Genomic DNA, 13,109 nt, shown 5'->3' on the forward strand with positions numbered 1-13,109 from the left:
GAGCTGGGCTTTCTTTAGGGGAGTCTGGCAATGACCTACTTTCACACGGGCTATCCGCACTATCATCGGCGCTGAGGCGTTTCACTGTCCTGTTCGGGATGGGAAGGAGTGGGACCACCTCGCTATGGTCACCAGACAAAACTGGGTGAATAACTGCTTACCCCATTGGGTTTGCAATCACTCGAAATCAATAGAAGAAGTAATTTTTACTCTTAATCATTGGGTCGATTATACCATCAGTCGCTTAACGCGTCTCAGGTTATAGGATCAAGCCTCACGGGCAATTAGTATCGGTTAGCTTAACGCATTACTGCGCTTCCACACCCGACCTATCAACGTCCTGGTCTCGAACGATCCTTTAGAGGTCTTAAAGACCTAGGGAAGTCTCATCTTGAGGCTAGTTTCGCGCTTAGATGCTTTCAGCGCTTATCTATTCCCGACTTAGCTACCCGGCAATGCCACTGGCGTGACAACCGGTACACCAGAGGTCAGTCCACTCCGGTCCTCTCGTACTAGGAGCAGCCCCCCTCAAACTTCCAACGCCCACTGCAGATAGGGACCAAACTGTCTCACGACGTTTTGAACCCAGCTCACGTACCACTTTAAATGGCGAACAGCCATACCCTTGGGACCGGCTACAGCCCCAGGATGTGATGAGCCGACATCGAGGTGCCAAACTCCGCCGTCGATGTGAACTCTTGGGCGGAATCAGCCTGTTATCCCCGGAGTACCTTTTATCCGTTGAGCGATGGCCCTTCCATTCAGAACCACCGGATCACTATGTCCTGCTTTCGCACCTGCTCGACTTGTCGGTCTCGCAGTTAAGCCGCCTTTTGCCATTACACTATCAGTACGATGTCCGACCGTACCTAGGCGACCTTCGAGCTCCTCCGTTACAATTTGGGAGGAGACCGCCCCAGTCAAACTGCCTACCATGCACGGTCCCCGATCCGGATAACGGACCAAGGTTAGAACCTCAAAGGGGTCAGGGTGGTATTTCAAGGACGGCTCCACTGAAACTAGCGTTCCAGCTTCAAAGCCTCCCACCTATCCTACACAAACCACTTCAAAGTCCAATGCAAAGCTACAGTAAAGGTTCACGGGGTCTTTCCGTCTAGCAGCGGGGAGATTGCATCTTCACAAACACTTCAACTTCGCTGAGTCTCGGGAGGAGACAGTAGGGCCATCGTTACGCCATTCGTGCGGGTCGGAACTTACCCGACAAGGAATTTCGCTACCTTAGGACCGTTATAGTTACGGCCGCCGTTTACTGGGACTTCAATCAAGAGCTTGCACCCCATCATTTAATCTTCCAGCACCGGGCAGGCGTCACACCGTATACATCCACTTTCGTGTTAGCACAGTGCTGTGTTTTTGATAAACAGTCGCAGCCCTCATTTCTCTGCGGCCTCATTGGGCTCCGGTTGTACACCTTCACCTACTAGAGGCACACCTTCTCCCGAAGTTACGGTGTCAATTTGCCGAGTTCCTTCTCCCGAGTTCTCTCAAGCACCTTAGAATACTCTTCCTACCCACCTGTGTCGGTTTGCGGTACGGTTCAATATAAGCTGAAGCTTAGTGGCTTTTCTTGGAAGCAGGGTATCGCTCACTTCGTCTACAAGTAGACTCGTCATCACGCCTCAGTGTTAAAGCAGCCCGGATTTGCCTAAGCCACACACCTACACGCTTAAACCAACTCTTCCAACCGTTGGCTGAGGTAACCTTCTCCGTCCCCACATCGCACTTATACCAAGTACAGGAATATTAACCTGTTTCCCATCGACTACGCATTTCTGCCTCGCCTTAGGGGCCGACTCACCCTGCGCCGATGAACGTTGCGCAGGAAACCTTGGGTTTTCGGTGAGGGGGCTTTTCACCCCCTTTATCGCTACTCATGTCAGCATTCGCACTTCTGATACCTCCAGCATCCTTCTCAAGACACCTTCACAGGCTTACAGAACGCTCCTCTACCATATGTACATCGTACATATCCGCGTCTTCGGTTATCAATTTGAGCCCCGTTACATCTTCCGCGCAGGACGACTCGACCAGTGAGCTATTACGCTTTCTTTAAATGATGGCTGCTTCTAAGCCAACATCCTGGCTGTCTATGCCTTCCCACCTCGTTTTCCACTTAATTGATCATTTGGGACCTTAGACGGCGGTCTGGGTTGTTTCCCTCTTGTCCCAGGACGTTAGCACCCCAGGACTGTCTCCCATGCTCGCACTTGACGGTATTCAGAGTTTGCCATGGTTTGGTAAGTCGCGATGACCCCCTAGCCATAACAGTGCTTTACCCCCGTCAGTGATACATGAGGCACTACCTAAATAGTTTTCGAGGAGAACCAGCTATTTCCAAGTTTGTTTAGCCTTTCACCCCTATCCACAGCTCATCCCCTAACTTTGCAACGTTAGTGGGTTCGGACCTCCAGTGCGTGTTACCGCACCTTCATCCTGGCCATGGATAGATCACTTGGTTTCGGGTCTACGCCCAGCAACTATGCGCCCTATTCGGACTCGGTTTCCCTACGCCTCCCCTATTTGGTTAAGCTTGCTACTGAACGTAAGTCGCTGACCCATTATACAAAAGGTACGCAGTCACGGAACAAGTCCGCTCCCACTGTTTGTATGCATCCGGTTTCAGGTTCTATTTCACTCCCCTCCCGGGGTTCTTTTCGCCTTTCCCTCACGGTACTGGTTCACTATCGGTCGATGATGAGTATTTAGCCTTGGAGGATGGTCCCCCCATCTTCAAACAGGATTTCTCGTGTCCCGCCCTACTTGTCGTACGCTTAGTACCACAATTGTGTTTTCATATACGGGGCTATCACCCACTATGGCCGGACTTTCCATTCCGTTCTATTAACACGACTGCTATCACGTACAGGCTCTTCCCATTTCGCTCGCCACTACTTTGGGAATCTCGGTTGATTTCTTTTCCTGCGGTTACTTAGATGTTTCAGTTCACCGCGTTCGCTTCACATGACCTATGTATTCAGTCAAGGATGACCCAAAAGGGCCGGGTTTCCCCATTCGGAAATCGTGGGATCAAAGCACTTTGCCAGCTCCCCCACGCTTATCGCAGGCTATCACGTCCTTCGTCGCCTATCATCGCCAAGGCATCCACCAGATGCACTTATTCGCTTGATCCTATAACCTCAAACACGTTTTACCGTACTCTTGGTCAGAGTTTCGTATTTACGACTTGTTGAATAGTTTCTCACGCTATTCAACGGCTGACTTTTACATCAGCAGATACAATCAACCCAATTTATTACTGTAAAAACAAGTCACCCTGTTTTCACATTGTTTAATTAGGAGATATTACTTCTTCTATTTTGTTAAAGAACGATACAGATGTCTTTCGACATTCCGATTTAAGAAACCAGAACAAAATCAACAACCCGAATCCCAACTACTGATCCGTCTATTGACTGAATTCTAAATTCTTGACAGTGACTTTTTTGCTGCACCACTGTTTGCACAGTGCTCGCCGCAAGGTGTGGTGGAGGATGACGGGATCGAACCGACGACCCCCTGCTTGCAAAGCAGGTGCTCTCCCAACTGAGCTAATCCCCCAATCTGGCATTACTAAGCTGTTTCCACTTACTAGGTAAGTGGTGGGTCAAGCTGGAATCGAACCAGCGACCCCCGCCTTATCAAGACGGTGCTCTAACCGACTGAGCTACTGACCCAGCTTTTGTCTTCACTAGATCAACCCTAACTTCGAGATTACCTTAGATAATCTACGCCGCCAGAGCGACTGACCCAGCTTCCAACCAAGTCCGTAACCCTGAGATCAATTGCTTCATCTCGCAGTTACTTTCTCTGTATCTTCAAATTCTACAGCCGATGAGTGTGAGTACTTGACCCGCAGGTCTTTCTCTTGAAAGGAGGTGATCCAGCCGCAGGTTCCCCTACGGCTACCTTGTTACGACTTCACCCCAGTCATGAATCCCACCGTGGTAAGCGGCCCCCCTAAGGTTAGCCTACCTACTTCTGGTGAAACCCACTCCCATGGTGTGACGGGCGGTGTGTACAAGGCCCGGGAACGTATTCACCGCGACATGCTGATCCGCGATTACTAGCGATTCCGACTTCATGCACTCGAGTTGCAGAGTGCAATCCGGACTACGATCGGTTTTGTGAGATTGGCACCCCCTCGCGGGTTAGCGACCCTCTGTACCGACCATTGTATGACGTGTGAAGCCCTGGTCATAAGGGCCATGAGGACTTGACGTCATCCCCACCTTCCTCCGGTTTGTCACCGGCAGTCCCATTAAAGTGCTCAACTAAATGGTAGCAACTAATGGCAAGGGTTGCGCTCGTTGCGGGACTTAACCCAACATCTCACGACACGAGCTGACGACAGCCATGCAGCACCTGTGTTACGGCTCCCGAAGGCACTCCTCGATCTCTCAAGGATTCCGTACATGTCAAGACCAGGTAAGGTTTTTCGCGTTGCATCGAATTAATCCACATCATCCACCGCTTGTGCGGGCCCCCGTCAATTCCTTTGAGTTTTAGTCTTGCGACCGTACTCCCCAGGCGGTCAACTTCACGCGTTAGCTGCGTTACTAAGCTCCGAAAAGCCCAACAACTAGTTGACATCGTTTAGGGCGTGGACTACCAGGGTATCTAATCCTGTTTGCTCCCCACGCTTTCGTGCATGAGTGTCAGTATCAGCCCAGGGGGTTGCCTTCGCCATCGGTGTTCCTCCACATCTCTACGCATTTCACTGCTACACGTGGAATTCCACCCCCCTCTGCCGTACTCTAGTTAGCCAGTTCACAATGCAATTCCCAAGTTGAGCTCGGGGATTTCACATCGTGCTTAACAAACCACCTGCGCACGCTTTACGCCCAGTAATTCCGATTAACGCTTGGACCCTACGTATTACCGCGGCTGCTGGCACGTAGTTAGCCGGTCCTTATTCTTCTGGTACTCTCATCCCCGGTGGGTATTAGCCACAAGGATTTGCTCCCAGACAAAAGCGCTTTACAACCCGAAGGCCTTCTTCACGCACGCGGCATTGCTGGATCAGGCTTGCGCCCATTGTCCAAGATTCCCCACTGCTGCCTCCCGTAGGAGTCTGGACCGTGTCTCAGTTCCAGTGTGGCGGATCGTCCTCTAAGACCCGCTACTGATCGTCGCCTTGGTGAGCCTTTACCTCACCAACTAGCTAATCAGCCATCGGCCGCTCCAATAACAAGAGGTCTTGCGATCCCCCTCTTTCCCCCGTAGGGCGTATGCGGTATTAGCTATCCTTTCGGATAGTTATCCCCCATTACTGGGTACGTTCCGATGTATTACTCACCCGTTCGCCACTCGCCACCAGACCGAAGTCCGTGCTGCCGTTCGACTTGCATGTGTAAAGCATGCCGCCAGCGTTCAATCTGAGCCAGGATCAAACTCTTTCGTTTAATCGCTATGCTATTTTTACTACTTGGCTTGTACTTCAATACTCAAAAGAACATCCGAGTTTGAACCGAAGTTCAGACTACAAATATTACTTTTTCAATTGAGTGCAAGCACTTGTTTCGACTTACGAATCAAGCACTCACACTCATCGGCTGTATATTGTTAAAGATCGATCTGAGACTGCAGAAACATCACTTCGTTTCGCTGCGTCATCAGCAGAGAGGCCGAACTATACCCACCGCCTCGAAACCCGTCAACACCTATCGACGAATAAAACCCAACAAAGGCGCTAAGTGGTTGATCTGATTAGCAACCCAGATTGAAACATTTTTGCCGCAAACGCAAGAACCGCGTCTGCAGCACCAGCGGATTCGGTTAGAAATCGAGAAATAGAAGCAAAGGAGCGGTAGAAAACGCACGAAAGGCATGAAAACAGCGAAATCAACACCCCGAAAAGCACACAGCCCGCTAACGCAGGCTGTGTTTATATATGAGAACGCAATTTGGCATCACCGTTTAATCGTGGGAATCAGCGCATACAAGCTCCCATTTAGCATTGCGGCACGACCAGTGCACCAATTTAAATTGCCACCATTGATGAGCGATCTCTTGCATTGCTAAGCAAGATAACGCTGCTCCAAATGCTGCTTAAAATAAACTGGGTTAAGCGCCTCGCCCGTCGCTCGTACTATGAGTTCGCCAGTGTCCCAGCGGCTGGCCTGCGTCCAAATATTTGCTTTCAGCCAATCGAAAATCGGCGCCAAATTCCCCGCTGCGATTTGCTGATCCAAGTCTGGATGCAGCTTGCGGATCATCGCAAAATATTGTGCCGCGTACATTGCACCGAGTGTGTAACTGGGAAAATAGCCAAAACTACCGTCAGTCCAATGAATATCCTGCATGCAACCATTTTTGAAATTATCTTTGGTATCAACGCCTAAATACGCCTGCATTTTTTCATCCCAAAGTGCAGGAATATCATCGGCCTCGATCTCGCCATTAATGAGTGCCCGCTCGATTTCATAGCGCAAAATGACATGCGCCGGATAGGTCAGCTCGTCAGCATCAACGCGGATATAGTCGGGTTTCACACGGGTGTAAATTTTGGCCAAATTATCAGCACTGAACGCTGCTTGCGCGCCAAAGTACTGTTGCACCAAAGGCTGAATCAGCGCCAAAAAAGCTGGGCTGCGACCCAATTGCATTTCAAACGACAGACTTTGGCTTTCATGAATCGCCATTGAACGCGCCCGACCTACGGGCAAATGCACCGTGTCGCGCGGCAAATTTTGCTCATAGCGCGCATGCCCCGTTTCATGCACGATACCCATCATGCTTTGCGTAAAGTCATCTTCGGTATAGCGTGTCGTGATGCGAACATCTTCGGGCACGCCACCGCAAAACGGGTGATGCGACACATCCAGTCGGCCACCATCAAAATCAAAACCCAGTAACTTCATCACTTCCAGCCCTAACTCTCGCTGGGCGGCGATCGCAAATGGGCCTTGTGCGGGAATGAGGGTTTCCTGCGCCTGCTTGGCCATCGCCTGCTGAATTAGGCCTGGGAGCCACTGCTTCACGTCACCAAAAATCCGATCCAACTCGGCACACGTCATGCCGGGCTCATATTTGTTCATCAGCGCTTCATAGGGAGACAAGCCTGTTTGCTCGCTCAGCAATTGCGCTTCTTCACGCGACAAACGCACTACTTCGCGGAAATTGGCTAGAAAACCATCCCAATCATTATTCGCGCGTTGCGTACGCCATTGGTGCGAGCAATGCGATCCAGCCAATGTTTTTGCCTCCACCAAACTTGCGGGTAGTAAATTGGCGAGCTCCCACTGGCGCTTCATCTCGCGCAAGCTGACCTGCTCAGCATCCGTTAAGTACTCACCCGCTGCGGCTGTCATCGCCACGGCCAACAGGGGATCAGTCAAGGTGTTGTGAACCAATACACCCAACTCAGCCATTGCCGCACCGCGCGCATCATTGCCACCTGCAGGCATCATCGCGGCCTGATCCCAGCCCGCTAGCGCCAGCAAATGCTCATAGCGATAAATGCGGGTAAAAATGGCTAACACCGTTTGATAGGCAGTCTGACTCATCACAACACTCTATATATTCATTAGCGATAGCACGATAATGCCAGCCTAGGCAGTAAATGCAATGGTGTTTATCCACGACATAAAAAAAGCCCTGCATGCACAGGGCTTTTTAATCTCAAATGAAGGCAGGATTATTCCCACTCGATCGTTGCAGGTGGTTTGCCTGACACATCGTAAACCACGCGGTTGATGCCGCGTACTTCATTGATGATGCGGTTAGACACTTTACCAAGCAGATCGTATGGCAACTCGGCCCATTTAGCGGTCATAAAGTCGCTAGTTACAACGGCGCGCAGTGCTACTACATAGTCATAAGTCCGGCCATCGCCCATCACGCCGACTGATTTAACTGGCAAGAACACGACAAACGCCTGGCTAGTCAGCTCGTACCAAGTTTTACCGCTCTTCTCATCCACGGCTGCGCGCAGCTCTTCGATAAAGATCGCATCCGCCAAACGCAGCAAGTCAGCGTAGTCTTTTTTCACTTCGCCGAGAATACGCACGCCAAGGCCTGGGCCTGGGAATGGATGACGATAAACCAGTTGCGGTGCCAGACCCAATGCCACGCCCAATTCGCGCACTTCGTCTTTGAACAACTCGCGCAGTGGCTCAAGCAGGCTCAACTTCATCGTTTCTGGCAAGCCGCCCACATTGTGGTGGCTCTTGATCGCGTGCGCTTTGCCGGTTTTGGCGCCAGCAGACTCAATCACATCGGGATAAATCGTGCCTTGTGCCAACCATTTGGCTTGTGGCAGCTTGGCTGATTCGGCTTGGAATACTTCAACGAATTCGCGGCCGATGATTTTGCGTTTTGCTTCTGGATCAGTCACGCCGGACAAGTGGCCCATGAACTGCTCGGTGGCATCAACGTGAATCACGCGTACGCCCAAATGCTCGGCGAAGGTTTCCATCACTTGCTTGCCTTCATTCAGACGCAGCAAGCCATTATCAACAAACACACAAGTCAATTGATCGCCAATCGCGCGGTGAATCAGCGCGGCAGCAACAGATGAATCGACACCACCCGATAAACCCAGAATCACTTCATCACTACCAACTTGCTCGCGGATTTTAGCCACGGCTTGGTCGATGTAGTTCGGCATCGTCCAGCTTGGGGTCGCGCCGCAAATATCGAGCACGAAATGATTAATCATTTCGCGGCCTTTGATCGTGTGCGTTACTTCTGGGTGATATTGCACGGCGTAGAAATTACGCGTGGTATCGGCCATCGCCGCGATCGGGCAAGACGCGTTGCTGGCGATGACTTCAAAGCCTGCGGGCATCGCAGTGACTTTGTCACCGTGGCTCATCCACACTTCAAGGCATACTTTGTCGCCATGAATGCGGTCAGCCAAACCTTTAAACAATGGATTGGTGTTGTTGACTTCGATTTCGGCGAAGCCAAATTCGCGCACTTTGCCGGCTTCAACTTTGCCGCCCAAGCTTTGCGCCATCCATTGCATGCCGTAGCAAATCCCCATGACGGGAATGCCCAGCTCAAACAAGGCTGGGTCAGCTTGGTAATCAGACTCGTACACCGAGTTTGGGCCGCCGGACAAGATAATGCCCTTGGGGTTAAATTCTTTGATGAAGTCGAGCGACACGTCGAACGAGTGCAGTTCACAGTAAACATGCGCTTCACGAACGCGGCGGGCGATCAGCTGCGTCACTTGCGAGCCGAAATCAAGAATCAGAATCTTATCCATACCGTATTAATCCAGTGGGTTGGCGGTAAAACGCGACATTTTACCGTGCTATCGAATTCGAGGCGAGTAGCTTGCTACTAGCGGCAGAAGCTGCAAAACAACTTACTGGGTATTGCCATACAGATCAATCAATAAAAGGATTTGCTGGCAATACCCATTAAATTGCTATTTTTCTAAAACACTGCGAATCACCGCATCGAGCACAGGAACCGCTTTTGGCGCTTCAGGATGGTTCAAAATCGCCACCACCGCCCAATTGCGCCCCTTGCTGTCTTTCACATAACCCGCCGCGGCACGCACATCGCGCAAAGTGCCGGTTTTGATATGCGCCATACCTGCTTGGCCTTTGGCTGTTAGTCGTTTTTTCATCGTGCCGTCCACCCCAACAATCGGTAGCGAACTAATATATTCAGCGGCAAACGGGCCGCGCCACGCGTTAGCGAGTAAGTCGGCCAAATGGCGTGCGCTCACTTGCTCTTTGCGCGATAAGCCAGCGCCATTTTCCAATACCAATTCCGGCCAGTTGAGTCCTGCCGCTTGCAAACCAGCACGGATCGCCTCGGCGCCTTTTTCATCGGTATTGGGCGCGGTTTTCCCAAGCTGCGCACCAAGGGTCAGATAGAGCTGACGCGCCATCAGATTATTGCTGTATTTATTAATATCGCGAATATTGCTCACCATATCGGTCGAGCGCGATGACGCCAAGGTCAGCGCTTTTGCCGGCGTTACACCGTCTTGCGTTTGACCCGAGCCTTTACCGCCGATCTGGTACCACATATACCAAAACAGCGCGGCGGTGTAATTGCGGGCATTGAGCACGGGCACATAACGCTCGGCCTTGCATCCTGCGGGCATTTCACCGACATACTGCAAAATATATTCCACGCCATTGACTTGCCCAGGGCGCTGTTGCACGCGTTTGGCCCAAGTAGCGCAATTGCCCTCACCCAGCGCCAGCTGATTACTCACGCGAACCTGATTGAGCGGCGGCTCGGCGGTCAAGATCACGCGCTCACCGGTGGAATCAAAGCTAATGCGTTGCGTGCGAAAATTAGTCATGAGCGCATCAGGCTCAACCATAAACGCGCGCTCGGTTTCGCCGTCATCGTCATATTCACCCAAAGTCGTGCTGCGCTGGAAATAGCTACCATCCAGCACCAGCGGGCCGCGAATCTCCTCTACACCCGCGGCTTTCAGATCGCGCACCCACAGCCACATCCGCTCCAGCGTGATTTTCGGGTCACCACTACCGCGCAAATAAATTGGCCCATTGAGCACGCCTTTCACTGGCGGCGCGTCGGCGAGTAAATCAGTTTGCCATTGCCAAGCGGGGCCTAATAAATTGAGCCCCGCCCACGTGGTGACCAGTTTCATCGTCGAAGCCGGATTGCGCGGCTGATCGGCCAAATGAAATTGCGCCGTGCCAGCGCCATCGAGCGGCACAATCGCCACACTCAAGGCTTCGCTGGGCAAACCCAGTGACTTCAGGCTTTGCTTAACCGACTCAGGCAACTCTGCCTGCGCCAAGGGGATCGCGTGTAGCGCGAAAACAGCACTCGCCAATAAGGCGCGCAGCGGGGAAAATTTGCGATTCATATTGGTCTTCATCACTGATCGGGTTAAGACTGCGGGGTATTGTTGGCCGCTTGGCGCGCTTTCCACGCCATATGTGCGACACGATAAGCATTTAAATCTTCGGCGTACACGTCAAAAATACAGGGCACGCAACCGCTCGTGCAGCAAGCTTCCAGTGGCGGCTCAATCGGCGCTTGTGGCTCGGGATCATCGGCCGGCGTGGATAAATCGGGCAAATCTTCGGCGTGTGACATCTTTTCTAAATCCATCTTAAATCCATCTCAAATCGATCGGTTGGAATCGCGAATCTGTTAGAATCGCGAAATGGCCTATCAAGTACTCGCGCGCAAATGGCGCCCCAAAACGTTTGCCCAGCTCGTTGGGCAAGAGCATGTGATCAAAGCACTGGCAAATGCGTTTGCCAGCGAGCGACTGCACCATGCGTATTTGCTCACTGGCACCCGCGGCGTGGGTAAAACCACCATCGCGCGGATTATGGCCAAGGCGCTCAATTGCGAAACCGGCATTACATCAACGCCGTGTGGCGTTTGCTCGGCGTGTACGCAGATTGACGCGGGCCGCTTTGTCGACCTGCTCGAGATCGACGCGGCGTCGAACACCGGCATCGATAATATCCGCGAAGTCTTGGACAACGCGCAATATTCGCCCACCGCCGGGCGCTTCAAAGTGTACATCATCGACGAGGTGCACATGCTTTCCAAATCAGCATTCAACGCGATGCTGAAGACCTTGGAAGAGCCGCCTAGCCACGTCAAATTTATCTTGGCAACAACCGATCCACAAAAAGTACCAATCACGGTACTGAGCCGTTGCCTGCAGTTTTCGCTGCGCCAGATGACGCCGCAGCAAGTCACCGGCCATCTGCATAAAGTCCTAGAAGCCGAGCAAGTACAATTTGAGCCACTGGCGCTTAATCTGCTCGGCCACGCAGCCAATGGCTCGATGCGCGATGCGCTCTCGCTGCTCGATCAAGCCATCGCACACGGCGCGGGTCAGGTGGAAGAGTCTGGCGTGCGCGCGATGCTTGGCGCGGTGGATCAAAGTTATTTATTCGATTTACTTGATGCGCTCGCTGCGCACGATGGCCCACGTCTGCTGCACACCGCCGACGCGATTGCCTCGCGCGGCTTGTCGTATGAAGCTGCACTACATGAGCTAGCCAATGTGCTGCATCAGGTGGCGCTGACTCAAGCTGTGCCAAACGCATTGGCAGATGATCTGCCACAACGCGGCCAGATTGTCGCCGCGGCGCAAGCACTCAGCCCGGAAGATACCCAGCTGTATTACCAAATCGCCCTGCACGGCCGTCGTGATTTACCTTTGGCACCGGATGAATACGCAGGCTTTACGATGACGCTGCTGCGAATGCTGGCCTTTGCTCCGGCGAAGCCGGAGCAAATTGCTGGAGCTGTCACTCCGGCCAAGCCAGAGCAAATCACCGGAACGACCACTCCGGCGAAAACAGAGCAAAACTCTGGAGTGATCGCCCCTCCGGCTAATTCCGCACAAGCCCTCAGCAATATCGCACCAGCGCAAGCCGAGCAAATCACAGCAACACCTGCTGCGTCTACTTCCCCCGCAGGAGCTATCACGCCGGGAAAGCCTGAGCAGATCGCGGCCAGCCCTGCGCGGCTTGAATCAGCGAGCGTGGTGCAAATGGCACCATCGGCAACAGAACCAGCACCAGCACCAGCTCAGCCTAGCAACACGGCCCCCGCAGTTGAATCTGCTTCCGCTTACGATGATTTAGAGCCACCACCGTGGCATAGCGAAGCGGCCGAGGCCATTTATCAAGCGAGCGAACCTGCTGCACAGTACGTTTCTGAGCCTGCCCCGACCGCGCCGCACACAGAACCGGCACCAAGTATTGCTACGCCGAGCCAGAGTAAACCAGTTACGCCATTCAATGGCGACTGGCGCGCTTTGGTAGTGCAACTCAAGCTGGGCGCGGCAGGTATGTTGGCGCAGAACGCAGAGCTATTGAGCTATAGCGATATACGTTTCGATTTACAAGTTGCCGAAGCACATCGCGCCGTCGCCACTCGCGATTATCAAGATAAACTGCGCCTAGCGCTCTCCGAACATTTTGGTCGCGACATTGAGGTGAACGTCAATATCGGCACGATTCAGGGCGAAACCCCTGCGGTCATGCTGGTGCGCGAAAATGCAGCGCGGCAGGAAGTCGCCGTGGCGGCGATTCAAAATGACCCATTTATTCAAACCCTCGTTCGGGATTTTGGCGGCACCATCGACGCAGCGTCGATTAAACCGCTGTAACCGA

At 52.5% G+C, this 13,109-nt stretch carries 5 protein-coding genes, 2 tRNA genes and 3 rRNA genes; 1 reads left to right on the plus strand and 9 read right to left on the minus strand.

The annotated features are described in order from the left end of the window. Window positions 1-22: 22 nt before the first annotated feature. The 9 genes from rrf to HQ393_RS08270 all read right to left on the minus strand — a co-directional run bounded on the left by rrf (window position 23) and on the right by HQ393_RS08270 (window position 11,076). A 5S ribosomal RNA gene (gene rrf, locus HQ393_RS08230) occupies window positions 23-136 on the minus strand. 127 nt (window positions 137-263) lie between these two features. Further along, a 23S ribosomal RNA gene (locus HQ393_RS08235) occupies window positions 264-3,150 on the minus strand. Window positions 3,151-3,503: 353 nt separating this feature from the next. Beyond that, window positions 3,504-3,579: transfer RNA gene (locus tag HQ393_RS08240), tRNA-Ala, on the minus strand. Window positions 3,580-3,618: 39 nt separating this feature from the next. Beyond that, window positions 3,619-3,695: transfer RNA gene (locus HQ393_RS08245), tRNA-Ile, on the minus strand. 194 nt (window positions 3,696-3,889) lie between these two features. After that, window positions 3,890-5,423: ribosomal RNA gene (locus HQ393_RS08250) — 16S ribosomal RNA — on the minus strand. Together the 16S, 23S and 5S rRNA genes with 2 tRNA genes alongside form the textbook arrangement of a ribosomal RNA operon. 615 nt (window positions 5,424-6,038) lie before the next feature. Beyond that, window positions 6,039-7,526, minus strand: a complete 1,488-nt coding sequence (locus HQ393_RS08255; protein ID WP_179358315.1) for a carboxypeptidase M32 — start codon at window positions 7,524-7,526, stop codon at window positions 6,039-6,041. Between the two features lie 131 nt (window positions 7,527-7,657). Continuing rightward, the gene (gene guaA, locus HQ393_RS08260; RefSeq protein ID WP_179358316.1) at window positions 7,658-9,232 is read right to left on the minus strand and encodes a glutamine-hydrolyzing GMP synthase; all 1,575 of its coding nucleotides are present in this window, start codon (window positions 9,230-9,232) and stop codon (window positions 7,658-7,660) included. Between the two features lie 165 nt (window positions 9,233-9,397). After that, window positions 9,398-10,828: a D-alanyl-D-alanine carboxypeptidase/D-alanyl-D-alanine endopeptidase gene (dacB, locus tag HQ393_RS08265; RefSeq protein ID WP_179358317.1), complete on the minus strand. Its 1,431-nt coding sequence runs from the start codon at window positions 10,826-10,828 to the stop codon at window positions 9,398-9,400. A gap of 23 nt (window positions 10,829-10,851) precedes the next feature. Further along, window positions 10,852-11,076: an oxidoreductase-like domain-containing protein gene (locus HQ393_RS08270; RefSeq protein WP_246307986.1), complete on the minus strand. Its 225-nt coding sequence runs from the start codon at window positions 11,074-11,076 to the stop codon at window positions 10,852-10,854. A gap of 55 nt (window positions 11,077-11,131) precedes the next feature. Between HQ393_RS08270 and dnaX the strand changes: the two genes are divergently transcribed. Then, window positions 11,132-13,105 carry a DNA polymerase III subunit gamma/tau gene (gene dnaX / locus HQ393_RS08275; protein WP_179358318.1) on the plus strand — a complete coding sequence of 658 codons (1,974 nt, stop codon included), beginning with the start codon at window positions 11,132-11,134 and terminating at the stop codon, window positions 13,103-13,105. The last annotated feature ends 4 nt before the right edge of the window (window positions 13,106-13,109 follow it).

Origin of the sequence: Chitinibacter bivalviorum, from assembly GCF_013403565.1 — a bacterium.
In the GTDB taxonomy this organism is placed as follows: Bacteria; Pseudomonadota; Gammaproteobacteria; order Burkholderiales; family Chitinibacteraceae; genus Chitinibacter; species Chitinibacter bivalviorum.

Bases quoted from the DNA above. Each gene is read 5' to 3' on its own strand.
- dnaX (WP_179358318.1), top strand. From the start codon at position 11,132: ATGGCCTATCAAGTACTCGCGCGCAAATGGCGCCCCAAAACGTTTGCC.
- guaA (WP_179358316.1), bottom strand. From the start codon at position 9,232: ATGGATAAGATTCTGATTCTTGATTTCGGCTCGCAAGTGACGCAGCTG.
- dacB (WP_179358317.1), bottom strand. From the start codon at position 10,828: ATGAATCGCAAATTTTCCCCGCTGCGCGCCTTATTGGCGAGTGCTGTT.
- HQ393_RS08270 (WP_246307986.1), bottom strand. From the start codon at position 11,076: ATGGATTTAGAAAAGATGTCACACGCCGAAGATTTGCCCGATTTATCC.
- HQ393_RS08255 (WP_179358315.1), bottom strand. From the start codon at position 7,526: ATGAGTCAGACTGCCTATCAAACGGTGTTAGCCATTTTTACCCGCATT.